Raw genomic sequence first — 24,386 nt, 5'->3', positions numbered from 1 at the left:
GCATCCGGCTACGGCGGGCGCGGTCAGGCGATCCAGGCGCCGGAGGGCGCGAAGCGGTAGGTCGTGCCGTCGATGCTCTGCGTGCCGGTGACCATGAACCCGGCATCGGGGCGCAGGTAGTACCAACTGCCGCCGATGCGGTGCCAGCCGGTGGCCATGCCTCCCCAGTCCTCCGCCAGGTAGTACCAGCCCCCGTTGATGAATCGCCAGCCGGTGGCCATGGCGCCGTTGGAGGGGTCGAGGTAGTACCAGTCGGGGCCGACCTTCTGCCAGCCCATGAGCATGGCGCCGGTGGGGTGCAGGTAGTACCAGCGGCCGCCGTCCTTCTTCCAGCCGGTGGCCATGGCGCCGCTGGAGGGGTCGAGGTAGTACCAGGCCTTGCCGTCCCACATCCAACCGGTGGCCATGCGGCCGGAGCCGGGCGAGAGGTAGTACCAGGTGGAGCCCAGCTCGAGCCAGCCGGTGACGAGCTCCAAATCGTCTGAGTAGTAGTACCAGGCGCTTCCGGCCCGCACCCATCCGGGACTGGGGGCCGGGGCGCCCATCTGGGAGGCGGCGATGGAGCGGATCTGGTCCATGCGGGAGTAGCCGACGTTGCCGGGGCAGCTGGTGCGGCCGACGTCGCGGTGGGCGAGGATGCGGGGCAGGGAGACGACCTGCCCGGCGACGTACTTCTCGGAGGAGCGGATGGTGAAGTCCGCCCAGCCGCTCGCATCCGTCACCCCGCCGCGCGAGAGGAACCACCCGGCGATCCGCCCGACGCGGTCGAGCTGGGCCTGCGTGGGGGCCACGGCGGAGTAGTCGCCCATCATGGAGATGCCCATGGTCCCGGTGTTGGCGCCGTAGGCGTGACCGCCCACGGACATCGTCCCGGGAGCGGAGTCGAGGGTGCCCAGGCGGCCCTCGTAGACGGTGCCGTACTTGTCGACCAGGAAGTTGTAGCCGATGTCCCCCCAGCCCAGCGTGACCGAGTGGTAGTGGTAGATGCCCTGGATGATGCCCATGGACTGGGCGGCTGTGTAGTTGTTGGTCCCCGCCGTGTGGTGGACGACGACGTGCCTGGCCGTGGCGTACTCCACCTCCCAGTCGGAGCTGGAGGAGGCCCCCCAGGCCGAGCGCGGGGTGACGGCGAAGGGAAGGCCGTCCACGGCGATCGCGCCGGCGAGGCCGGCCAGCGCGGCCCCCGCCCCGGCGCCCCCGGTGCCCGTCCCGACGGGCACGGGGGCCTCGACGGTGCCGGCGTCGGCGGCCTGGCGGGCCGTGGCGGCCCGGTCCACGGCGGTGGCGGGCGCGGTGACGGACTCGAGCCCGGAGGCCCCGACGGTCTCCTCGGTGCCGCTGGGGGCGTCGGGGACGAGGTGGAGGCGCAGGCCCGCGGGGATGGACTGGGAGCCATCGACGACGAGGGCGGCCTGGACCGCATCCGCGCCACCGGTGACGAAGGGCTCGGTGCCGACGGGTCGGGAGGGGCCCGAGTCCCGGCCCTCGGCCCCCTCGACCTCCAGGAGGTGCCAGGTGGACCACTCGCCGCCCTCGCGCACGCGCAGGTAGGCGCTCGCGCCGTCGGGCAGGCCCCCGCCGTTCCAGGTGAAGCCGGCCACCACGAAGCCGTCGACGACGAGCGGCTCGGTCAGGATGGCGGCGTCGCGCTCGGGGTCGACGCCGGAGGACGGGTCCGCAGCGGCCAGGGGGAGGCCGGTCGTTCCGATGCCGGCTCCGGAGGCGGCGGGCGCACTGGTGGCGGCGGAGGTGGCGGCGGGCGAGGCCTTGAGGCCCGCCCGGGCGAGAGGACTGAGGGCTCCATCGCCGGAGGTCAGCTCCAGCACCTTCGCGGGGGCGCCGTCGGTGGGAAGGGAGAGGGGGCGGGTCCGGGCCGCCGCGGGCGCAGTGGACGCCGCGGACTCACTGGCGAGGCCGAGGGCGATCAGGGGCAGGGTGGACATCATCCCGAAGGAGCGGCGGCTGAGCATGGGGTCCTCTCGTGTCGCGCCACCGGCGCAATAGTGCCGATGTGACGATTGGGGCGGATGAGACTATTGGGATCAGCTCGACACCCTACCCGCCCCCAGTGCCCCTCTTCACTGTGAGCCTGGCGATGCTCATCGAAATGCAATGTTCCACGACGCCTCCGCGTCTCCGACGGCCTGCGCACCGCTCGCCCGCCCCACGGGCCGCGGGCCCCGCCCCGCCAAGCGCCGCGCCCGGGGCCTGTGGCATGATGGCGGGCGGAAGAACTCGGCGTTCTCACGGCATCGCATCCTCTTGCCTGCTGGCCGAGCAGTGTCGACCACGGAGTCCCTCATGAACGTCCTCATCACCGGTGGCGCCGGCTTCATCGGCGCCAATTTCGTCCACCAGACCCTCTCCCGCTACCCCGACGCGCGCGTCGTCGTCCTCGACAAGCTCACCTACGCGGGGAACAAGGGCTCCCTGGCGGATGTGGCGGACCGCGTCGAGCTCGTCGTCGGCGATATCGCCGACATGGACACGGTGGACCCACTGGTGGCGGACGCGGACGTCGTCGTCCACTTCGCCGCGGAGTCGCACAACGACAACTCCCTCAACGACCCCTCCCCCTTCATCCGCACCAACCTGGTGGGCACCTTCACCCTCCTGGAGGCCGTTCGCCGCCACGGGACGCGCTTCCACCACGTCTCCACCGACGAGGTCTACGGCGACCTGGAGCTCGACGACCCGGCCAAGTTCACCCCGGAGACGCCCTACAACCCCTCCTCCCCGTACTCGTCGTCGAAGGCGGGATCGGACCTGCTCGTGCGCGCCTGGGTGCGCTCCTTCGGCATCGAGGCCACGATCTCCAACTGCTCGAACAACTACGGGCCGTACCAGCACATCGAGAAGTTCATCCCCCGCCAGATCACCAACCTCATCGACGGCGTGCGCCCCAGGCTCTACGGCGCCGGCGAGAACGTGCGCGATTGGATCCACGTCCTGGACCACAACGACGCCGTCTGGGACATCATCGAGAAGGGCGTCATCGGCGAGACCTACCTCATCGGCGCCGACGGCGAGAAGAACAACAAGGAGGTCGTCGAGTTGATCCTGGAGCTGATGGGCTTCGAGACCGACGACTACGAGCACGTCAACGACCGCCCCGGCCACGACATGCGCTACGCCATCGACAACACCAAGCTGGTGACCGAGCTCGGCTGGGCGCCCAAGTTCACGGACTTCCGCTCCGGCCTGGCGGCCACCATCGACTGGTACCGCGACAACGAGGCCTGGTGGCGCCCGCTCAAGGCGGAGGTCGAGGCCAAGTACGCCGCCCAGGGTCAGTGAGACCCCGGTAGGACGCGCAACCGCCCCAACCCGTGAGGGTGGGCTCCCCTTCTCGGGGAGCCCACCCTCACAGCGTCAGGCGCCCAGTCGGGCCAGTCCGGTGGCACAAGCCCACGTCAGTCCCGGGCCACTCCCCCCTGATCAGCCGCAGGCGCCCTGAGCACCGCCCCGGCCGCACTCGCAGAGGCACAACGGTCAGCCTCGCAACTCGGCCTCGTTCTGCGCGAACCACCTGGTATTCCCGCCTACATCAAAAGGCCACCTCAGCACGCGCCGACGTCCACGACCCGCGGCGTCGAGCAGCCAGTCGATATGCCCGCACCTCGCCGCGTGCAGCGGCCCCGTCGTGTCCCAGACGAAGACCTCCCTACTCGGCGACGCGTCCTTCTCAGTACTCACGATGACAGCACACCGAGCGTCATCTCCGCCGCGCGCCGGGGTGTGATGAGTTGACGTTCAACGGCCCGGGCGCAGGCCCGGATCCATGCCCGTGGCAGACCCGGCGGCACGATGTCCTCCTGGGGTCGGGCCCCGAGGACGCGGTAGAAGTCCGCATCGACGGGGGTTGTCGCGGTGTCGATCGACGCCAGGTCGAGGCCGGCTCCCTGCGCGACCCTCACCAGCAGGGACCACGAGACCCGGTACTCACCGGCCATGCGCACCAGCGCGTCCCGCGAGGGGTTCTCGTCCCAGGCTCGGCGCACCACGGCCTCGGGAAGGAGGAACTCGGCGGCGAAGGCGTCGATCCGGGCCTCCGCCTCTCGCGGTGCCGCGTAGTGGCCCGAGGCCTCGTAGGTATCACCCGCAAGGTGGTGGCCGATCTCGTGTGCGAGCGTCGCCCGCCGGCGTCCGGGCTCAAGCCCCTCCCCGACGACCGCGACGCCGAGACCCGACTCCGGGGTCAGGGACCTGCCGTCGATCTGCGCCCTCGTCGTCCGGGCCCACAGGCCCAGTCGGGAGGCAACATCGGTCATGTCGCCCAGGAACCCATCCCCCGCCTCAAGGTGCTCGCGCGCGCGACGGGCGAGGTCCTGGGCCTCCTCGCGGGAACCGAGGCCGGAGCCGCCGAAGGCCAGCGGCACCGGCTCGATGAGCCCCGCCTCCCGCAGCTGGCGCAGGTCCCTCCACGCACGGTCGAGGTCGATCTCCGCCTGGACCTCCTCACGTTCACCGCGCGTTGTAGCCTCCTCTACTGGCCGACGCGCCGCCCGGACGTCCGGAGCGGGACGTGACATGAGGTCGATGAGGTCCACGTCGAGCGCCTCGGCGATCCTCGTCAGCTCGAGCGCCGAGACCTTGCGCTCACCGGACTCCGCACGGGACAGGGCGGTGCGCTCCAGACGGCACTTGGCGGCGAGCTGCCCCTGATCGAGGCCTCGGCCCTGGCGGATCCGCCGGATCTGCTCCCCGAGCTGAGTGAAGTCCTTAACAGTCTCCATGTGTGCGATTTTCGCACACAGCCTTCCGCCGCTCAAGGCGGAGGTCGAGGCCAAGTACGCCGCCCAGGGTCAGTGACGGCGGCGACGGGCGTCAGCCGCAGGCGGTGATGCGCCAGAGCGTCGCCGTGGACCCGGCGCCCGACGGCGCGGAGTCGACCCGCTCCAAGTGCTCGTGGGGCACCTGGTCCATCCGCCGGCCCCACAGCGGCTGGCGGCCGCCCCCGGTGGCGCCGTCGGGGCGGGCGTCGTCGGAGTAGTAGTGCGTCACCCCGCGCTCGTTGAGGATCCGGCACACCTCGGGATCGGAGCCGAGCTGGTCGAGGTGCTCCCCCAGCCACTCCAGCTCCGGGCTGATCGGCAGGAGCCGCGTGGGGTAAACCGTGCGCACACCGGCCGCGCTCCACAAGTAGGCGCTGCCGTTGGACGGGTTGCCTATGACGAGCGCGTCCCCGCCGAGCTCCTGGGGAGCGCGGCGGATCATGGTCAGCTCGGCGTCGGAGAGCATCGTGCCGTAGGAGATGCGCTCTGGATCGTGGACCGCCTCCATGATCTCCGCTTTCAGGCCCCACCTCCAGGCGGGGGCGAGGACGAGTGAGATCGCGAGCACGGTCAGCGCCATGCGCTGCGGGGTCGATGCCAGCCGCCCGCGCCATCCGGTGAGCGGGCGCCAGGCGCAGATGAGGTTGCGGGTGCCGAGCGTGGCGAGCACGAGAAGCCCGATCGTCACGAGGACGATGATGCGGGCCCGCTGGGTGTACCACGGCCCGGCCAGAACGCGCAGGGGCCACTGGGGCCCTGCGGCGAGGAGCAGGATGAGCGCCGCCGCCCCAGTGCCGATGGACCACAGCCGCACCTGCTGGGCATCGCTTCCCCGGGCGCCCCTCCACGCTCCGATGACGGCGGTGAGCGCCAGAGCGAGCACCAGGGCGTTGCCCGGGATGTACGGGGAGAAGCGGGCGAGCAGGGGGTGATCGGTGGCGAGCGCGTAGACGGTCTCCGCGAGGTTGCTGGGAGGACGCCGGTAGGAGAACACGTCCACCAGCGAGCCGCGCACCCGCCAGCCGGCCCCGGCCACCAGGAGCCCGCCTGCGGTGGCGGCGGCGATCAGGGCCCCTCTCCCCCGCCCGCCGCGGCGCCAGGCGGCGGACACCGGGCCCCACAGGCCGTGCGCCACGAGCGGCCCGGCGAGCACGATGAGGTTGAAGGCGGCCGCGCCGTGCGCGCCGATGACGCCGAGAGCGCCCAGGACCGCCGGCGCGAGGGCATGTGCACGCGGTCGATCGTCCAGGGCACCGCTCCCGCAGACGCGTGTCACCAGAGCGAGGCATCCGGGCAGGAGGCATACGGACAGCGCGTAGGGCCACACGCTGGTGAGGAGGAGGAGGACGGAGACCACTGAGCCGGACAGCGCGGTCCCCAGTCCCAGGAGCACACCTGCGCCGCGGTCGTCCTCGGGGCCCGCGCGCCTGAGGGTCTCGCGCAGGAGGGCCGCCATGCTCAGTGGCCAGATGGCCGACGAGAGCACCACCACGAGAGTGTTGGAGCCCTCGATGACCCCGCCGGGCAGGAGCGCGGCGATGGCATGCCAGACCATGGGGTAGTAGATGCGCTGACCGTCGTAGAGCGGCCAGGTGCCGCCGAGCGAGCTCGCGTCCCCCGTCAGGCGTACGAAGGCGGTGGCGGACAGGTGGTAGATGGAGTCCGAGGCCTGCATCGGGGAGTCGAGGGCCCCGGTCGAGCGGATCACCGGCACTGCGGTCATGAGCGCGGCCAGCCCCAGTCCCGCGCACAGCGCGGCCCGGCCCCGGGTGTCGAGGTGGGCCGAGCCGGACGGCCGGCCGGCGGTACCGGGGGCCAGGGGCGCGCGTCGCGCGAGCAGGCCGGCCGCCGCGCACGCGGCCCATAGCCAGCCGACGGGGCCGATGAGCAGGTGGGCGCGGTCCCATGGGATCCCGAGGGGCTGGGCCAGCGTGCTGCCCACGGTGAGGATCCCCGCGGTGATCGCGGGCGCGGCGCCCAGTGCCGTCACGCCGCGCAACCCCCAGGCCTGGGCGATCGACCAGCCCGGGATGATGAGTCCGCCGAGGGCCGCCACCGCGATCGGCGGGGCGGCCGCCCACGAGGGGCCGACTCCGCCGCCGAGCTGGATCATCAGCGCGAGTGCCGCGATCCCGGCCAGCGGCAGGACGACGACGCGGATCGCGGTGGGCCCGATCCCGACTGCGGGACGGGGGCGCCGAGAGCCGCTCATGGAGTCGTTCCCTTCTGGTCGCAGGCGGTGATGCGCCACAGTCGGGCGCCGTCGATGTCGGCCACCTTCACGAAACCCTTCGATGTGTCGACATGGCGGAAGCCGGGGTAGAGGGCGAAGGCCTCCGGGGGCAGATCCGGCTGCTCGTAGTACATGGGGATGCCGCCCTGGGCCCTGATGATGCCGCATACCCGGGCATCGGTGCGGATCTTCGAGAAGTTCTGCGCCAGGTACTGCTGCTGCCAGTTGATGGGGGCCCCGTAGTGCCGGTAGAAGGAGGTGCCGTCGGTGAGGGCGGCGACGTAGGTCGCACCTGTCTCCGGGCACCCGTAGACCACCGTCCCGGCGAAGGCATCCCGGTCCTCGCCCTGGAGCTCCTCGGCCTCACCGGCGTTGAGCCAGACGTGGTGCGTGAACCACTGGTAGGCGTAGTAGGACCAGTTCTCCGAGGCCTCGGTGCCCACGCGGCTGGCGGGGATGCTCATGCCCAGGGCCGCGCAGACGGCGAGGGCGGTGGCCGCGTGCGGCGCGCGCAGGACCCTGCCCCGGTAGGAGAGCGAGGGGCCCATCCGGGCAGCCCACGCCCGACGGGCTAGCAGGGCCAGCTCCTGGAGGCAGCCCGCGGCGAGGATGCCGTCGATGAGCACGAGGATCGCCAGGATGCGCAGGAGGTCGCGCCACCAGGCGCCTGTGAGGGCGCCCAGGGCGGGGCTGGCCGAGGCCGTCGTCAGCGCGAGCGCCACGAGCGTTCCCCACACCGTCACCGGCGCCCACCGTCCACTGAGTGCCAGGAGGATCGCCCCGGCCACGGCCAGGCCGCCGAGCGCCCCCAGCCAGCCGGACATGGCCTGCCCCTCCAGGGGCGCCAGGAGGAGGCTCATGGAGGCCGTCGTTCCGATGGTGCGGCCCTCTCCGGGGAACCCCGACATCGTCCGCAGCGCGGGGATGAATGGCATGATCCCGACGGGCATCAGACAGGCCAGTGCCGAGGCGAGGCGCAGGAGGCCATCCCGCCTCCGGCCGTCCCTGGCCGCCGTCAGAGCCGCGCGAGAGAGACGGGCCGCGCCGAGCGCGCACAGGATGATGAGCAGCGCCTGCGCTCCTCCGGGGTGAGCTGCGCCGACCCCCACGAGGCAGGCGGCCGCCAGCGCCGCGAGCGCGACCAGGTGGCGGCGGCCGCGCCCCGGCAGGGCCAGGAGGGCGGCGATGGCCCCCAGGAGCGCGACCGTCGCCAGGGCGGCGGCCATGAGCGCGTTGAAGAACACCATGTACGCCGGGACCCACATCGTGGCGGTGCCCAGGAGGGCCGCAAGGCTGGCCGCCCACCAGCGCAGGCCCATGGCGCGCGCGAGCAGCACTGTGGTCATGGGCAGGAGGATCGCGCCGACGGCGAGGAGGGATGCGTTGAGGATCTGCGAGGAATTCGCCCAGGGGCGCAGGACGACGGCGATGGAGTGGAAGCCGTCGGGGTAGATGGCCCCGTTGATGGCTCGGGAGGCCGTGAGGATGGAGGCGTTGCCCGTGCGGTGGATCTCCTCGATGAGGTTCATGTGGAGCACGGAGTCCATGTTCTGGTGAACGGTGTCCGGATCCCCCATCTGGCGGGTCAGAGCGAGCGCGTGGATGAGGCCGGCGGGCAGGGCGGCCAGGATCGCGGCGACGGCGAGGAGCAAGGTCTTGGGCGCGCCGGGGGACAGGGGGAGGCGGGAGCCGGCGACGGCCCGGATGACCCGGATGGCCCGGATGGCCCGGAGAATCGTGGGGGCGGGTTCATCGTGCGAGGGCGCTTCCCGACGGACGGCCAGCCGGCGGCGTAGGACCCGGGCGGCCAGGGAGGAGGCGAGCACCGCCGCGCCCAGAGCGCCGTATGATCCGGTCCCCCACCCGATCCCGACGGACTCCAGTCCGATCCCCGCCAGTACGACGATCATGAGAGTGATCGCGGGGCCGGCGGCCAGGGCCACGATCGGCGGTGCTCCCAGGGCGCGCAGAAGGATGGCTCCAGGCGCGACGATGAGCGCGGTGAGCGCGACCGCGAGGAGGACCAAGGCGTTCCAGTCCACTGGGCCTCCCTCGCCGTGTTCCGGGGACTGACCCGCCGATCATAGACGGCCGGGGCGCCGGGGGCGGGGCGTGGGGCGCGGATCGCGCGTCTAGGAGCCCATCGCAACTCAGCCGCAACCGGTGATGCGCCACAGGGTGGCGTCCCCCTCGGAGTCGACGAGCTCGACCCCCCGCGCGGGCGGACGGATGAGCGGCGCGTCCCACCATGCCCTGGCGGCGCCGTACTCGGCGCCGGCGGCCGTCGGGTCCTCCTGGGCGAGGAAGTACTCGACGCCCAGGCTGTCCAAGCGCGAGCAGACCAGGGCCGTCGTCGTCTCATCGACGCCGAAGCCGGGCCATAGGCGGGCAACGCTGCCCATGTCGGAGGGGTGGTAGGGCTCGCTGCGGGACATGTAGACCCCGTGGATGCCGGTCATGGGCCACACGTAGCCCGCGCCCCGGGCGGGGGCGCCCAGGACCACCGCGTCGTCGGGGAGGACGCTCCTGGACCTCTCCAACAGGACAAGTTCATCGACAGTGGCCAGCGTGCCGTGCTGAATCCGGTGCGGGTCCCAGACCGAGGCGACCAGGGTGTGCAGCAGCGGAACCCGGCAGGCCACGGCCATCAGGACGACGGCGGCGAGCGCGGCGCTCCGCGGCCGGTCCCCGCCGCGCCGTCGTGGCGGGCGCGCCGGCTCGACGGCGAGCAGGCCGCTGATACCACGCGCGGCGAGGAGCATCGCGGGGATGGTCACCAATGGCATGATCCGCGCCTCCTGGAGGTACCAGGGCGAGCCGATCTGGCGCCCCGGCCAGGCGGGTCCCGAAGTGAGCAGGACGATCACCGCGGCCATGAGCCACAGCGCGACCCAGGGGCGCAGGGAGGCGTCATGGCGGGCCTGCCACGCGCCCACGACCGCGAGGGCGGTAAACAGCGCCCCCGCGGGGATCCAGGCGATGGGGGGCACGATGCCGTACTGCGGGGCGTCGAGGATGATCCTCCTGAGCGCATCGAGGATCCCGTCCCAGCCTCCCGCGGGCCGCTCGTAGGAGAGCACCGAGAACACCTGCTCGCCCATCACCCACCCGCCGAGCAGGGCCGCTGCGGTGAGCAGGGGGAGGACGCGCAGCACGATGCGCCGTCCCCGACCTCCCAGGCGGATGACGTGGCTCATCACCGCGATGACGAAGGGCAGGCTGACCACCAGCACGTTGAAGGCGCCCGCGCCATGGGCGAGCACCGTGCCGCCCCCGATGACGACGAGCACGCCCAGGCTGATCCCGGGGGTGCAGGTCCGGTCGAGGATGTCGCGCAGCGCGGTGCCCAGGACGGCGAGGACCCCGGGCAGGGCGATGACGGACAGGACGTAGGGCCATACCGTCAGAGAGGTCATGAGCACCGGCAACGCGACGGTGGTCGAGGCCAGCGCGACGGTCAGGCCGGTGGCCCTGGCCCAGCCCTCGCCGAGGGTCCGGCGCAGCGCCGTGAGCATGCCCGTCAGAGCCGCCGGCCAGACCAGGACGGCGCATCCCAGGAGCAGGGCGTTGGTGGCCTGGATGGCGCTGCCGGGGATGAAGACGGAGATCGCGTGCCAGAGCGTGGGGTAGAAGGCGCGGTAGCCCTGGTATATCGGCCATAGTCCGCCGAAGGGGGAGGCATCGCCGATCTCCCTCATGACGGTGATGGCGTTGACGTGGAAGGTGACGTCGTAGGCCTGGGCGGGCCAGGAGGCCTTGGGCGCGGCCATCGCCGCGGCCATCGCCACCGCCCCGGCGCAGGCGGCACCGCCGAGCAGCCAGGCGAGCTCATCGGCCCGCAGCCTCGTGGAGCCCGCAAGGGTGGGGCCGATACGGATCCATCCCTTGCGCCGCAGCACGCGCGCGGGGAGGCCGAGGAGCGCCATGAGGCCGATGACGACGGGCGGCCCCCAGGCCATCCAGTGCAGTGACAGGGCGCTGGTGAGCATCTGCGCCACGGAGATGATCGCGGCGCTGACCGCCGGGGCGAGGGCGAAGGCGGGCAGCCTGCCGACCCCGGCCGACCGGGCGACTGCCCAGCCGGGTGCCAGGAGGACGGTCGCCCCGAAGAGCGCGCCGAGGACGAGTGTCAGCACGCGCGCTTCCCCCGCCCCGGCCAACCCTGGTGCCCGGCCCCGGCCCGGGCTCGTACGAGCGGCACCGGGCTCAGCCCAGGCGCTGGCCCCCGCCGATGGTCAGACGGGGCGTGCCCGTCCACTTCTCGGCGTCGGTGGCGCGCCGCCCGTCGAGCAGGAGGCGGATGCCGGGCAGGTCGGCGGGGGTGAGCCCGGCGTACTCGGCGTGGTCGGCCTGGACGATGGCGGCGTCGACCTCCTCGCCGAGGTGGTAGGGGGTCCAGCCGAAGGCGGCGAGCTCATCGTCGGAGTACATGGGGTCGTGGACGCTCACGTCGGCACCGCGGGCCCGCAGTGCCTCCACGGTGGGGAAGACCCCGGAGAAGGCGGTCTCCTTGACGCCGCCCCGGTAGGAGGCGCCGAGCACCGCGACGCGCAGGCCCGCCAGGTCCCCGAGGACCTCCTCGGCGCGGGTGACGACGTACTCGGGCATGGTGGCGTTGAAGGCCCGCGCGGTGCGCACGACGGAGGCGTCGGGGTCGGTGGACAGGTAGAGCCGCGGGTAGACGGGGATGCAGTGCCCGCCCACCGCGATGCCGGGGCGGTGGATGTGGGAGTAGGGCTGGGAGTTGCAGGCCTCGATGACGCGCTGGACGTCGAAGCCGCACTTGTCGGCGTAGACGGCGAACTGGTTGGCCAGGCCGATGTTGACGTCCCGGTAGGTGGTCTCGGCGAGCTTGGCCATCTCGGCGGCCTCGGCGCCGCCCATGTCCCACACGCCGTTGGGGCGCGGCAGATCGGCGCGCTCGTCGAAGTCGAGGACCTGCTCGTAGAAGGCGATGCCGGCGCGGGTGCCGGCCTCGGTGAGCCCGCCCACGAGCTTGGGGTAGCGGCGCAGGTCGGCGAAGACCCGGCCGGTGAGGACCCGCTCGGGGCTGAAGACGAGGTGGAAGCCGCGCTCGCCGTCGCCCTCCACCAGGCCGGAGATCCTCTCGATCATGGGCTTCCAGCGCCCGCGCAGGGTGCCCACGGGCAGGGTGGTCTCGTACGAGACGAGGGTGCCGGGGCTCAGGTGCTCGGCGAGCGAGGCGGTGGCCGCGTCCATGAGCGTGAAATCGGGCTCCCAGGTGACGTCGTCGACGAAGAGCGGCACGACCAGCACGACCGCCTCGGCGCCGGGGATGGCCTCGGCGTAGTCGGTGGTGGCCCGCAGGGCGCCGTTGCCGGTGGCGGGGCTCAGTGCGGCGAGCCTGTCCGCCAGGTGGGCCTCGCCGGGGAAGGGCTCGCGCCCGGCGTTGACGGCCTCGACGGTGGCGGGGTTGACGTCGACGCCGATGACCTCGTGGCCCTTCTCGGCGTACTGGGCGGCCAGGGGCAGCCCGATCTTCCCCAGGGCGACGACGGCGATGCGCATGATGATCCTTCCATGCCGGGCGGCGGCTCTCACCGTATGGTACGGCCTCCCCGCGCCACTGCCGGCAGGCGGTCCCGGGACGTCGGGCGACGGGCCGAGAGCCACTCCTGAGCGCGGGAACCCCCTCTCACGTAGGATGGCGAGGTGCCACAGCGCCCATCGCGCCCCCCGCGCATCCTCGTCCTGTCGTTCTCCCCGATCCATCGCGACGCCCGCGTGCTCCGGGAGATCCAGGCGCTCTGCGAGGTCGGCGAAGTAACCTCCGTGGGGTACGGCCCCACATCGCCCCAGGTGGCAGGGCACCTGCGCATCCCCGACTCCGCCCCCTCCCTCCCCCAGACGCCCCTGGGCGTGGTGCGCCTGGCGCTGCGCCGCCTGCGGGCGAGTGAGACGGCGGCGCCGGCCGCGAGGGCCGCCCTGCGGCTGGTGCGCGAGGCCGGGCTCGGGCGCTTCGACATGGTGGTGGCCAATGACGCCCGCTCGATCCCCACGGCCTTCGCCATCGCCGATGGCGCGCCGGTGTGGGCCGACATGCACGAGTGGGCCCCGGAGGAGCGCACGCACGTGACGAGCTGGCGACTCCTGGTCGCGCCTCTCATGGACCACATCTGCCGCGCCTACCTCCCGCGCTGCGCGGCGGTGACCACTGTGGGCGGCGAGATCGCCGGCTTGTACGAGCGGCGCTACGGCGTCGCGCCGCGCCTGGTGCGCAACGCCGCGGCCTTCGCGGACCTGAGCCCCAGCGAGCCGGCCCCCGACGGCCGCATCCGGCTCGTCCACTCCGGCGGGGCCGTGCCCGGGCGCGCCATCGAGGCGATGATCGACGCCGTCAAGGCCTGCGATGACCGCTTCACCCTCGACCTGTTCCTCGTGCCCGGCGGTGACCGGGGCGCCTACCTCGACCGGCTCAAGGACCGCGCCGCCGGCTGCGAGCGGATCGCCTTCCCCGCCCCGGTGGCCCCGGGCGATCTGCCCCGCGTGCTCAACGCCTACGACGTCGGCGTCTTCTGGATCCCGCCCTTCAACACGAACGCGCGCCTGACCCTGCCCAACAAGATCTTCGACTACGTCCAAGCGAGGCTGGCGATCGCGGTGGGCCCCACTGCGGAGATGGTGCGGCTCGTGGACGAGTACGGACTGGGCGTCCACTCCCGGACCAATGAGGCCGCCGATATCACGGCCACGCTGATGGCCCTCACGGTTCAGGACGTGGTCGGCTACAAGCGCGCTTCGCACGCGGCGGCGCGCGCGCTCAGCTTCGAGCGTGACAAGGGGACGATCCGCGCGATCGTCTCGGAACTGACAGGATCACCAGCAGCGGCGCCGGGCCCCGAGGCGCCGGCTCCCGAGGAGGACTCCCAGCGATGAGCCGACCGGACACCCCCCAACCCTCCCGCCCCTCCCCCGCTCCCGGGGCCTCGGCTCCATCACGGCCCCCGCTCAGGGTCATGTCGGTCGTCGGGGCGCGGCCCCAGTTCGTCAAGCTCGCCCCGATCGATCGGGCCCTCCGAGCCGCGGGCATCGACCACATCATCGTCCACACCGGCCAGCACTACGACCCGCTCCTCTCCGATGTCTTCTTCTCCGACCTGGGGATCTCGGCCCCCGATGAGCACCTGGGCATCGGCTCGGGAACCCATGGGGCGCAGACCGGGGCGATGCTCGCAGCGATGGACGGGGTCATCACCGCGCGCGCGCCGCAGTGGGTGCTGGTCTACGGGGATACGAACTCCACGCTGGCCGGCGCCCTGTCCGCCGTCAAGCTCCGCGTGCCGGTCGCGCACCTGGAGGCGGGCCTGCGCTCCTTCGACCGCCGCATGCCCGAGGAGATCAACCGCATCCTCACCGACCACGCGGCGGACCTCCTGCTGACCCCGACGGCCGTGGGGGCGCGGCACCTGGCCGACGAGGGGCTGGCGGCCCGGACCGTGGTGGTCGGCGATGTCATGACCGACGTGCTCATGGATGTGCGCGACAGGGTCGCGGGATCGCCCTCGCCCATCGTGGCCGGCATGTGCCTGGAGCCGGGCTCGTACTCCCTGGCGACCATTCACCGCGCGGAGAACACCGACGACGCCGAGCGACTCGGCGCCATCCTCGACTCGCTCGCGAACCTGGGCCATCCCGTGGTCCTACTGGCCCACCCGAGGCTCGTGGCCAAATGCTCCGAGCACGGGATCGCCCTGGCGGATCGCGGGAGCCTGAGGGTCCATCCGCCCCTGCCCTACCCCGGGCTCATCGCCTCGGCGCTGGCCGCCCGTGGCGTCATCACCGATTCCGGAGGCCTGCAGAAGGAGGCGTTCCTCCTGCGAGTGCCCTGCACGACGGTCCGCCCGGTCACCGAGTGGGTGGAGACGGTGGAGCTGGGTTGGAACGCCCTGGTCGAGCCGGGACCGGGTCTCGTGCGCGCGGCATGCCGCCCCATGCCCGACGAGCCCGCGCCCCAGGAGGCGCACCCCTACGGGGATGGGCGGGCCGCCGAGCGCGTGGCCGCGGAGCTCGCCGCCCGAGCCTGAGCCGCGCAGTGGCGCTCCGCTCATCGCATCCCGGCTCGGGCGCAGTCCCCTGAGCTCGCACCATCCCCGACCCCGAAGATACCGTCTCGGCCCGCAGATACCGCTTCACCCCGAAGATACCGTCTCGGCCCGGTGCTGCGCCCTCATCCTCGCAGTTTGAGGGCGCAGCACCGGGCCGAGACGGTATTTGTAGGCCCAGACCGCACGCGCGGGGTGAGACGGTATTTGCAGGCCCAGACCGCACGCGCGGGATGAGACGGTATCCCGCAGGGTGAGGACGCGGGCACCGGACCCAGGGCGCGGCGCCCCACGACCCCGGCTCAGGGCTCCTCGGCCTCGGGGGTGGGGGGAGGATTGACGTCCAGGAGTGGCTCCTCGGCCGAGTCCAGGGTCCATGGGTAGCGGTCCGTTCTCACCGGGCCGCATGCGGTGATCCGGTAGATGGTCGCCCCACCGCCGGCGGCGACCTCCTCGAAGCCCTCGGAGACGTCGACGCCGTAGAGGCCGGGCGCCCGCTCGACCGGGTCGATGCCGACGACGCGGCCGGGGGCGTCGGCGTAGTAGTAGCCGATCCCGTAGTGGCGCACGATCTCGCAGACGCGGGGGTCCGTGCGGATCTGCGAGAAGTGCTTCGCGAGGTAGAGCGCGTCGGTGTCCAGGCCTCGGAACGTCATGTGGGGGAATACGGAGCGCTGCCCGCCCAGGGCCTGGACATACGCGGCACCCGCCGCCGGATCACCGAGCACCATGAGATCGGGGTCGAGGCGCCCGGGCAGGGAGCGGATCATCTCCGCCTCGTCGGTGCTCAGGACCTCGACGAGGGTCGGCGTGGCGGCGCTGTACGCCGAGCTGCCGGCGAGCAGGCGCGCGGGCGTGGCGCCGAGCCCGGCGATGACGAGCGTGCAGATCACAGCGATCGCCGTCCGCCTTCCACCGATGCGGTGCCGGGCGGCGGCGAGCCTGTCCATCAGCGCGTCGAGGGCCGCCGCGCCGAGCAGTGCGATCGCGGGGATCACGAGGGGGATGATCCGGTAGGGGTCGTTGTACCACAGGCCGGTGAGGGCGGTGAGGGGCCACAGGGGGAAGTAGGCGGCCGCCAGGACGAGCATCGGGGCCGCCCAGGCCAGGACGATCCATCGCCAGTCCCGTCGGCGCGCCGTGACGACGAGCCCGGTGAGGATGAGGAGCGACTGGATGGCGAGGGTGAGGAGGAAGGGGGCCCTCCCGCCGCCCATGGGCCACAGGGTGGTCATCGCGGCCATCCTGAGCAGGAGCCCGGAGAAGCCCGCGTAGGAGGAGCGGCCCAGGCGCCCGAGCACCGCCGGATCGAGGACGAGCGCCGCCACCACGCCCAGGGCCACGAGGACGGCGCCCCCCACCAGGTACCTCATCGCGCGCGGGCCGATCCGGCGTCGGATCCCCCGGCCGAGCGCGATGAGGATGCGGCCCAGCAGGGGCAGGCCCGTCAGGCAGAAGGCGAACAGCGTCGAGGGATAGGCGGCGACGGCGCCCAGGAGCGCGACGGCGAAGATCGCCAGGGTGATGACCACGCGGCGCCGCCCCACCTCCTCCTGATGCTCGAGGAGCCTGACCACCCTGAGCAGCATCGCGAGGATCGCTGGGAGGACGGCGCATCCCAGGGCGTTGGGCCACAGCTGCCGGAACGCGATCATGTAGACGGGGTAGGCGGGCAGGAGGGTCGCCACCAGCGGCGCCGTCACCGGGGCCCACCGCGAGGCGGGGAAGGCCTCACGGGCCAGGACCGCGACGCCCAGCGTCCAGATGAGCGGCACGAGGAGGACGAGCGTGTTGGTGGTGCCCACGATGTCCCCGCGCCCGGCCCCGGCGACGACGGCGTGCCAGACGAGCGGGTAGTAGGCGGGGATCGCCCGCAGGCTGAAGGACCAGGAGGCTCCGGCCAGGAGCGAGGCGTTGCCCGTCTGCTCGATGGTCCAGGCCAGGTTGTAGTGGAAGACGGAGTCGATCTGCTGGGCGGGCAGGGCGGGGTCCCACTGCAGGGCGATGGGCGCGGCGATGATGAGGGCCGAGCCCAGGGCGGCCGCCAGGACCGCCCGCCCGGATGACAGGCGGGGCGGGGCCAGCCCGTAGGGCGAGCGGGAGGGCAGCGGGCCCAGGGCCCTGCGGGTCAGCAGGATGACCAGGCCCACGATGACGAGCGCGCCGATCCCCAGGGCCCAGCCGTGGCAGCGGATGGAGAAGTGCCTGCAGACAATCCCGGTGAGGGTCACGACGCCGAGGCTGAGCGGCGGTGCGGCGCCCAGGGCGAACAGGCGCCGGTGGCCGGCGCCGCGCAGGATCGCCATGCCGGGGGCGAAGAGGATGAGGAGCAGCAGCGCCGCCCTCCCGGTGTATGGCAGCCAGGCGAGGAGCGCGCTCATCGGCTCCTCCCGGTGAGGACCCCGGCGACGGCGCGGGCGCGGTCGGCCCAGGTGTTCCGGGAGGCCGCGCGCCTGGCGGCCTCGGCCCGCTCGGCGATCTCCTCGGGGTGGTCGCGCAGGCGGGCGAGGAGGTCCCCGATGGCGCGCGGGTCGTCGTCGACCACCCATCCGGCGCCGTTGGCCTCGATGATGCGCCCGGCCTCGGTGCCCCGGGTGGCCATGACCGGGCGCCCGTAGGACAGGTATTCGAAGAGCTTGACCGGCACGGCGATATCCCAGTAGTCGGTGGGGGTGACGAGCAGGACGGCGGCCTGGGCGGAGGCGTAGAGCGGCTCGAGCTCGCCCGCCGAGAGGTGATGGGCGGTGATGGCCGGGGAGCGCAGGCGCTCGTCACCCGCCAGGGCCCGCTCCCACTGCTGGGGCCGGGTGACGAGGTCGAGTCGGACCGACGGCGTCGCGCTCAGGGCGGTGAGGAAGGAGTCGAGGTCGTAGTGGCCCCCGAGGCCGCCGACGTAGATGAGCCGCAGCTCCTCATCGGCCGGCGGCAGGGGCAGGAGGCGCCCGGGCTCCCCGGCGGGGGGCAGGGCGGAGAAGGAGTCGCGGGCGCCGAGACCCACCAGGGCGGACATGGGCTCGGAGGGGAGGAAGAAGTGGACCCCGTTGCGCCTGTAGCCGACCAGGTCGACGCGCTGGAGGGCGTCGGAGCAGCGCCGGTAGGCCCCGCGCCCGCGCAGAGCCGGCACCCGCCAGTAGGCGTCCCTGTAGAAGACGCCCACGGGGATGCGGTGCCGGCGGGCGAGCCTCATGATCGAGTAGTCGAGCAGGGGCGCCGCACCCGTGCGGATGCTCGTGGCCAGGAGGTTCGGCTGAGTGGAGTTCTCGGAGTAGAGGAAGTCGGGGCGCTCGCCCCCGGCCAGGGAGCGCCGCAGGGAGCGCAGCGCGGCGCGGCGCTGGGTCACCGTCCCGGAGACGTCGATGACCTCGTAGCCGATCTCCTCGAAGGCCTGGCGCATCCGCAGCGGGCGCAGCCGGGAGGCGGCGGTCGGGTTGGGCTCCATCGGGTAGGGGGCGTGGAAGATCATCCGCGGGCGCTCGCTCATGCCCCGCCTCCCCGGAGCCCGTCGGCCAGGGAGCGCAGGCGCTCGGCCATGCCGGCGTACTGCACGGGCGCGCCGAAGCCCTCCTCCCAGGTCCGCCGGGCGCCTGCGCCCAGAGCCGCGTAATCGCGGGGCGCGGCATCGGCGACGCTGAGGATCGCGGAGGCGATCTCCTCCCCCGTGGCATCGGCGCCCACGAGGCGCCCGTTGACGCCGTCGCGCACGATCTCCGCCGTACCGCCCACATCCGTGGCCACCACGGGCAGTCCGGCGGCCATCGCCTCCATGATCGACACCGGCACGCCCTCCCCGCTGGATGTGTTGACGAGAACCGTATAGCCCTCGACGGCGAGCATCTCGCGGGCCCGCTCGTTGGGGACGTATCCGGGCAGGTCGATGCGGGCCCCGGGGGCGCGCTCGGCGGCGTGGGCGCGCAGCGCGTCGCGGCGGACGGCATCGCTCTCCCCCAAGTGAGTCCATCGCACGGGGCGGCCGGAGAGCGCGATGGCGCCGACGGCGTCGGCGAGGCGATCGACGCGCTTGTAGGGGGCCAGGTGGGACAGGCTGACGATGTGGAGCGGGTCCTGCCGCCCGCCGTCGCCCTCGATGGGCGGCACCCCGAGGTGGCGGATCTCGATACGGGCGGCGCTCCCCTCGCGCGCGTAGGGCGTGAGGAAGGACTCGGCGTAGCGCGAGATCGGGTAGATCTCGTCGAGCCCGCCCACGAGACGGCGCCGCCCGGGCACGTGCCGCTGGGGGGCGTCGGCCTCGTCGACGTCGTAGGCGTGGGCGCGGCTGACCGCTGCGACCGGGGCGTCGTGGCGAGCGCGCAGCATCTGCGCGACGCCGCCGGCGTGGTGGAGCCAGTAGCCGTAGGCGATGAGGGGCCGGCCGGCCAGCTCCTCGCGGTAGGCGCGCGTGCGCCTCAGGGCGTCGAAGCGGTCCAGGACGTCGACGGCGTAGTGGAGCTCGCGGATGGCGCGGGTGGCGCTGCCGCGGGCGCCGGCCCATTCCACCCGGCCCGGGCCGAGGATCAGGCGGGCGGCGTGGCGCGGGGCGCGGCGCTTCCAGGCGCCTGAGGATGGCAGGGGCAGGAGGATGGCGGTCGCGCCCGGGGGGAGGCTGCGGGTCTTGGCCGCGCCGATCGTGGCGCGCATGGGGACGATCCATATCCGCTCGAATTGCTCGGCGAGATAGTGGACCTCCTGCTCGAAGAACTCCTCACCGGTATCGAATGGGTACTGATCGGTCAGGACGACGAGAGGAACCTGGGATTGGCTCACGACGCGACTCCTTGGGAGAGGGCAGGCCAGTAGGGCCGTCGATGCATTCTCGCATGTGACGGCTCGCCGAGGTCCCCGCGGGAGATGGCAGTCCGATCACGCGGGGGCCGGACCCCTCCCCGCGGCCTCATCGGCGGGCCCCGCGGCGCTGGCGCCCGCCTCCTCGCCCGTGGCGACGGGCCTCTCCTCCGCCCTGGGGGTCAGGCCGCGGTCGAAGCGGCGCGCGACCGCCAGCGCCATGGCGATCATGCCCACCAGGAGGAGGGCCATGAGCGCCCCGAGGACGGTCAGGGTCGTCATGAACGGCCACGGGCTCAGCCACAGCCAGGCCAGGGGCGCCGCGCAGTAGACGATGGCGAAGGCGAGCAGCCGGGACTGGGTCTCGGTGACGACGAAGATATTGGAGACCGGTGAGCTCAGCACGGTCAGGAGGAGCCACGGCGTCAGCGCCCGCGCGCAATGGCCCGCATCCACCCAGGTCGCACCGAAGACCAGTGGGAAGAGCCAGGGCGCGAGGAGGTACAGGAGAGCGAAGGGGACGGTCGCCGCCAGCAGCGCCCGCAGCAGCACGTAGCGGACGAGCGGGGTCATCTCGCCGGGCTCGACGTCGGAGAGCTTCTTGAGGAAGACCTGGGAGACCGAGCCCGCGATCAGCGCCACGGGGACCTGGAGGATGTTCCAGGCGAGCTGGAACTGGCCCAATGCCGCCACGGAGACCGCTCCGATGAGCAGGTTGATGCCGTTGTTGCGCAGGGAGTCCACCACGGCGTTGGGCCCGTTGAGCAACGGCATCCGCCGGTAGCGCGAGGCCATCTCGGCCAGGCTCGGCGCGCCCGCGCCGATGGGCTCGCTCAGTTCCGGGGCGCGCCGCCGCAGGCCGACGTAGGTGAGGAGCTGGCCGACGATCGTGCCCAGCAGGAGGGCGGAGATGCCGCCGTGCAGGGCGAGGCCGAACACGAGCTGCAACCCGGCCACGGCCGTGGACTGGAGCACGCGGTTGCGGGCGATGGCGCCGAACCTCCCCTGGCGGGTGAGCCAGTACTGGAGGTTGGTGACCTGGGCGACGAGGAACACGGTGACGCCCGATCCCATGAGCCACCACATGAGGGGCCCGGAGTGGTGGTAGTGATCGCGCAGGACTCGCGCCAGGGCGATGCAGGTCAGGGAGGTCAGCAGGGAGGACAGGACGATGCACCGGGTGGCGAGCCTGGTGAGGACCCGCGCGGCGCGCTCGGAGGTGGGCAGGACGATGGCGAGGTCGAATCGCAGTGCGGCGAAGGTGATGACGAATCCCGTGACCGACCCGTACATGCCCAGCAGGCCCTTGTCGACGTCGGAGTAGACGCGCGCGATGAATATCTGGAGGACGAGGGTGATGAGCTGGGCGGCGGCGGTGCCCGTCATGAGGGTGAGGATGGCGCCGAGGACCGGGCTGCGCGCGACGAGGGCCTCCCATCGCCTCGCCATCGCCGCTCTCATGACGAGTATTGAATCACGGCGCGCCCCACGATGAATCGCCGGTTGCAGCGGCCTGGCGGCGCCTCATCGCGGGCGCGCGGATAATGTCCGCGTGAGCGGCACTGACAGCACCGGCGCGGGCAGCGCGACACCCGAGATCCTCCTCGCCTCCCCCGGCTGGGCCTCCCAGGGCGGCATCCGCCTGTGGCGCCCGCTCCGGGGCCAGGGGCCGATCCCATCGGGCCTGCCCGCCACCGCCCCGGCCTCGCGCACCGGGCAGTGGACCCTCATCGAGCCCGATGGCGAGGATCTGCGCCTGACCACGGATCGCCCCCGCTCCCACCACCTGCTCTTCACCCGCCTGGATGGGCGCTGGATCGTCAGTGACGACCCGCGCCTCCTGCGCGAGCGCCTGCCCGCGGGGGCCTGGCGCCGCGATCGGGGCGCCGCCGAGGCCTTCCTCCACCTGGGATTCACCCCGGGGACGAGCACTCTCATCAGCGGCGTTCACGCCACGCCGGCGGCCTCCACCACCCTCCTGCGCGCCGATGGCTCCTGGGAGTCCCGCGCGTGGGAGGACTACCGCTTCGCCTCCTCGCCGATCTCCGACGGCGAGGAGTACGCCGAGGCCTTCGCCGGGGCCATGGACGCCGCCGTGTCGAGGCTCCTCGACGCCGTCGGGGAGCGCCAGCTGGTGCTGCCGCTGTCCGGGGGGCTGGACTCGCGCCTCCTGGCGGCCTGGCTCACGCGCCTGGGGGCCGGCAGGATCACCGCCTTCACCTACGGCAAGGCGGGCGCCCGGGAGACGGCCGTATCCCGGCGGGTCGCCGAGGCCCTGGGACTTCCCTGGTTCAGCGTTGAGCTCGACCCCGCCGAGATCGCCGGCGATTGGGCGGGGTGGGGCGGGGCGCGGTTCCGGGCGAGCACCTGGGGGGCGACGTCCCTGCCCCATCCGCAGGACTGGTACGCGCTGGAGCGGATGCGCCGCGAGGGGCTCGTGGACGACGACGCCGTCTTCCTCCCCGGCCACACGATCGTCGGGAACATGCATGATGAGAGCCTGCTCGACGGCTCCCCCGCCCGGGCGCGGGTGCTCTCGACGATCGCCTCGCACCACGCCGTCCTCCAGGGCCGCCCGCGCGCCTACCGACGCCTGGAGGGGCTGCGCGCCGCCGTGCTCGGCGCCGCCCGCGAACTGGGGGTGGGCGCTGATCTCGCCCCCAGGGACGCCCAGCGGCTGATCGAGTGGTTCAACCTGCGCGAGCGGCAGGCCAAGTACATCAACAACTCGATGAAGGGCTACGAGGCATTCGGCTACGACTGGGCGCTGCCCATGCTCGACCGCGAGCTCTGGGATGTCTGGCTGCGCGGCTCGGAGGGGCTGACCGCCACCCGCCAGTGGTACGCCGGGTTCACGATGAGGACCTACGCCGAGGTCACGGGGCAGGAGACCGCCCTCTTCGCCCCTGCGGCCACGCGGCTGCCGGCGCTGCCCAAGCGCGCGCTCCTGGCGGGCCTGCGGGCCACCCGGGGGGATCGGGCGCTCTCGCGCTACCGCTCGGTGCGGACCATGCTCGACCATCCCATGGCCTTCGAGGCGTTCAGCGAGCCGATCCCCCGCCGTGAGCAGGTGGCGCGCATGGTCCTGGGGACCTCCACGCTCGGGCTGTGGACCCGCCTGTTCCTCGACGGGGGCTGGGCTCCGGGCCTCGTTCCCGCGAATTGATCCCGAGGTGCTCCCGGCACCCTACGCCGCGCTCCCGCCCGGCGGGCTCGGGCGGGGCGATGGGGCCCACTGCGCGGTGGCGGGGTCAGGCGGGGGCGTCCCCGAGGCGGGCGAAGCGCTCGGTGAGGCGGGCCACGGCTCGCCGGGGCGAGTGGTTGGCGTCGACCCAGGTGCGCCCGCCGGTAATCCGCGCGCCGTCCATCGCCCGGCCCACGCCGTCGACGATCGCGTCCACGAAGTCGGCCCGCGCCACCGGGCCGCCGAGGACCGGCACGTCCCGGGTGGTCTCGTGGGAGCCGTCGTACCAGCGCTCGTCGAGGGCCATGATGGTGGTGACGCCGACCCCGATGGCCTCGATCTCGGAGACGCCCATGCAGCCGGTCATCTGCCCGACGGCGGCCGAGGCCCCCGCCAGCCAGCGGACGTAGTCCGCATGGGGCATCCTCGGACGCAGGATGAGGCCGTGCTCGCGCGCGATCCGGGGGGCGTTCTCCCCCCAATCCAGGCCCTCCAGGATGATCCGATCCCCGTAGGCGCGGCGCAGGGCGGCGACGGCCCGCTCCTGCTCCTCCCCTCCCTTGGCGGCGTCCCACCGGGAGGGGAAGACCACGGTGAAGGGCCGGGGCCCGCCGGGGCCAGCGGTATCGGAGGGGGCGTCGGAGGGGATGGCGGGGAGCTCGGCGGGGTCGATGACGACCGGCTGGAGGGTGGCGCCGGGGCTCAGGTCGAGGGTGTGCTCGGCCAGATCGGGGGTGGTGTAGTAGACGTCGAGGGCCTCCCTCACGGAGCGCTCGACCAGCGCGGCGGACGCCTGCTCGTAGCGCCGGACGCGGATGTCCGTGCCGTGCAGGTGCAGGACGTAGGGGCGGCGGGTCCAGCGGGTGTGCGCGGGCACGGTGCCGCCGTGGACGTCGAGCAGGTCGGCGCGCCGGGCCCGACGGGCCAGGCCCACGGCCCAGAGCCCGCCCCGCAGGGCGCGGCGGGCGGCGCGGGTGGCCGGGTGCCAGGCGGGGTCCGCCCGGGCGGTGTCGTAGAGGTCCCAGTCCATGCCCTCGCTCCGGGCCTGGCGCACGAGGGCGGAGCCGATGCGGGCGACGTCGTTGATGTGGAGAACCTTCACGGCGGGAAGTGTCCCATGGCGCCCGGACTGCGGCACGAGGACGAGGGCCAGCGGATAGTCGACGATCCCGGCGACGACGATCTCCGCGCGGCCCGTATCCGTCGGGTCGAGCACGGGTTGAGCAGACCACGGGGTCGCCGTCTCGGCGCCATCCGGAGTCGGGGCGTGACGATCCCAGGAGGACGTAGATGTCCTCGGAATCGGCGTCCTCGCGCACATCGTCGGTGTACGACCCGGGAGCCGGGATCGA

The 24,386-nt window shown here is 72.9% G+C and carries 15 protein-coding genes; 4 read left to right on the top strand and 11 right to left on the bottom strand.

Going from position 1 to position 24,386, the window contains the following annotated elements:
• Positions 1 to 23: 23 nt before the first annotated feature.
• Complete coding sequence (locus B1H55_RS04220; RefSeq protein WP_077240225.1) at positions 24 to 1,970, bottom strand: N-acetylmuramoyl-L-alanine amidase; 1,947 nt, start codon at positions 1,968 to 1,970, stop codon at positions 24 to 26.
• A 331-nt stretch (positions 1,971 to 2,301) separates the two neighbouring features.
• Here B1H55_RS04220 and rfbB point away from each other — a divergent pair, with 331 nt between their 5' ends.
• Positions 2,302 to 3,297 carry a dTDP-glucose 4,6-dehydratase gene (gene rfbB, locus B1H55_RS04215; protein WP_073451044.1) on the top strand — a complete coding sequence of 332 codons (996 nt, stop codon included), beginning with the start codon at positions 2,302 to 2,304 and terminating at the stop codon, positions 3,295 to 3,297.
• A 395-nt stretch (positions 3,298 to 3,692) separates the two neighbouring features.
• Here the strand turns inward: rfbB and B1H55_RS04210 are convergent, their stop codons facing one another.
• The 5 genes from B1H55_RS04210 to B1H55_RS04190 all read right to left on the bottom strand — a co-directional run bounded on the left by B1H55_RS04210 (position 3,693) and on the right by B1H55_RS04190 (position 12,537).
• The gene (locus tag B1H55_RS04210) at positions 3,693 to 4,736 is read right to left on the bottom strand and encodes a helix-turn-helix domain-containing protein (RefSeq protein ID WP_077240224.1); all 1,044 of its coding nucleotides are present in this window, start codon (positions 4,734 to 4,736) and stop codon (positions 3,693 to 3,695) included.
• 91 nt (positions 4,737 to 4,827) lie between these two features.
• Positions 4,828 to 6,987, bottom strand: a complete 2,160-nt coding sequence (locus tag B1H55_RS04205; RefSeq protein ID WP_077240223.1) for a DUF6541 family protein — start codon at positions 6,985 to 6,987, stop codon at positions 4,828 to 4,830.
• Complete coding sequence (locus tag B1H55_RS04200; protein ID WP_077240222.1) at positions 6,984 to 9,050, bottom strand: DUF6541 family protein; 2,067 nt, start codon at positions 9,048 to 9,050, stop codon at positions 6,984 to 6,986. The genes B1H55_RS04205 and B1H55_RS04200 overlap by 4 nt, the downstream gene beginning before the upstream one ends.
• Positions 9,051 to 9,158: 108 nt before the next feature.
• Positions 9,159 to 11,144 carry a DUF6541 family protein gene (locus B1H55_RS12495; protein ID WP_077240221.1) on the bottom strand — a complete coding sequence of 662 codons (1,986 nt, stop codon included), beginning with the start codon at positions 11,142 to 11,144 and terminating at the stop codon, positions 9,159 to 9,161.
• 70 nt (positions 11,145 to 11,214) lie between these two features.
• Positions 11,215 to 12,537: a nucleotide sugar dehydrogenase gene (locus B1H55_RS04190; protein ID WP_077240220.1), complete on the bottom strand. Its 1,323-nt coding sequence runs from the start codon at positions 12,535 to 12,537 to the stop codon at positions 11,215 to 11,217.
• Between the two features lie 144 nt (positions 12,538 to 12,681).
• On the opposite strand from B1H55_RS04190, the gene B1H55_RS04185 reads away from it, so the two are divergent.
• Together B1H55_RS04185 and wecB are read left to right on the top strand one after the other, a co-directional pair.
• Positions 12,682 to 13,905 (top strand): glycosyltransferase family protein, encoded by a 1,224-nt coding sequence (locus B1H55_RS04185; RefSeq protein ID WP_077240219.1) that lies wholly within the window; start codon positions 12,682 to 12,684, stop codon positions 13,903 to 13,905.
• An 80-nt stretch (positions 13,906 to 13,985) separates the two neighbouring features.
• Entirely contained in the window at positions 13,986 to 15,053 is a 1,068-nt protein-coding gene (gene wecB, locus B1H55_RS04180) for a non-hydrolyzing UDP-N-acetylglucosamine 2-epimerase (protein ID WP_073451037.1), read from the top strand.
• A 320-nt stretch (positions 15,054 to 15,373) separates the two neighbouring features.
• Here the strand turns inward: wecB and B1H55_RS04175 are convergent, their stop codons facing one another.
• From B1H55_RS04175 to B1H55_RS04160, 4 genes are all read right to left on the bottom strand, one after another.
• The gene (locus tag B1H55_RS04175) at positions 15,374 to 17,452 is read right to left on the bottom strand and encodes a DUF6541 family protein (protein ID WP_080461601.1); all 2,079 of its coding nucleotides are present in this window, start codon (positions 17,450 to 17,452) and stop codon (positions 15,374 to 15,376) included.
• Positions 17,449 to 18,552 carry a glycosyltransferase family protein gene (locus tag B1H55_RS04170; protein ID WP_231952611.1) on the bottom strand — a complete coding sequence of 368 codons (1,104 nt, stop codon included), beginning with the start codon at positions 18,550 to 18,552 and terminating at the stop codon, positions 17,449 to 17,451. Before B1H55_RS04170 ends, B1H55_RS04175 begins: the two co-directional genes overlap by 4 nt.
• On the bottom strand, positions 18,549 to 19,832 hold the full coding sequence (locus B1H55_RS04165; protein ID WP_073451034.1) for a glycosyltransferase: 1,284 nt from the start codon (positions 19,830 to 19,832) through the stop codon (positions 18,549 to 18,551). Before B1H55_RS04165 ends, B1H55_RS04170 begins: the two co-directional genes overlap by 4 nt.
• 96 nt (positions 19,833 to 19,928) lie before the next feature.
• On the bottom strand, positions 19,929 to 21,311 hold the full coding sequence (locus B1H55_RS04160; protein WP_240494178.1) for a lipopolysaccharide biosynthesis protein: 1,383 nt from the start codon (positions 21,309 to 21,311) through the stop codon (positions 19,929 to 19,931).
• Positions 21,312 to 21,402: 91 nt separating this feature from the next.
• On the opposite strand from B1H55_RS04160, the gene B1H55_RS04155 reads away from it, so the two are divergent.
• A complete protein-coding gene (locus B1H55_RS04155; protein WP_080461599.1) occupies positions 21,403 to 23,016 on the top strand; it encodes an asparagine synthase C-terminal domain-containing protein in 1,614 nt (537 codons plus the stop codon).
• Positions 23,017 to 23,101: 85 nt separating this feature from the next.
• Here B1H55_RS04155 and B1H55_RS04150 read toward each other — a convergent pair whose 3' ends face one another.
• A complete protein-coding gene (locus B1H55_RS04150) occupies positions 23,102 to 24,250 on the bottom strand; it encodes a glycosyltransferase family protein (protein WP_077240215.1) in 1,149 nt (382 codons plus the stop codon).
• Positions 24,251 to 24,386 lie beyond the last annotated feature (136 nt).

This window comes from Actinomyces denticolens (assembly GCF_002072185.1).
Lineage (GTDB): Bacteria > Actinomycetota > Actinomycetes > Actinomycetales > Actinomycetaceae > Actinomyces > Actinomyces denticolens.
Note: the sequence above shows the minus strand (reverse complement) of the source record. Positions and strands in the feature narration are given on the sequence as shown.

Coding starts and splice junctions, on each gene's coding strand:
- B1H55_RS04220 (WP_077240225.1), bottom strand. CDS start 1,970: ATGCTCAGCCGCCGCTCCTTCGGGATGATGTCCACCCTGCCCCTGATC.
- rfbB (WP_073451044.1), top strand. CDS start 2,302: ATGAACGTCCTCATCACCGGTGGCGCCGGCTTCATCGGCGCCAATTTC.
- B1H55_RS04210 (WP_077240224.1), bottom strand. CDS start 4,736: ATGGAGACTGTTAAGGACTTCACTCAGCTCGGGGAGCAGATCCGGCGG.
- B1H55_RS04205 (WP_077240223.1), bottom strand. CDS start 6,987: ATGAGCGGCTCTCGGCGCCCCCGTCCCGCAGTCGGGATCGGGCCCACC.
- B1H55_RS04190 (WP_077240220.1), bottom strand. CDS start 12,537: ATGCGCATCGCCGTCGTCGCCCTGGGGAAGATCGGGCTGCCCCTGGCC.
- wecB (WP_073451037.1), top strand. CDS start 13,986: ATGTCGGTCGTCGGGGCGCGGCCCCAGTTCGTCAAGCTCGCCCCGATC.
- B1H55_RS04175 (WP_080461601.1), bottom strand. CDS start 17,452: ATGAGCGCGCTCCTCGCCTGGCTGCCATACACCGGGAGGGCGGCGCTG.
- B1H55_RS04170 (WP_231952611.1), bottom strand. CDS start 18,552: ATGAGCGAGCGCCCGCGGATGATCTTCCACGCCCCCTACCCGATGGAG.
- B1H55_RS04160 (WP_240494178.1), bottom strand. CDS start 21,311: ATGAGAGCGGCGATGGCGAGGCGATGGGAGGCCCTCGTCGCGCGCAGC.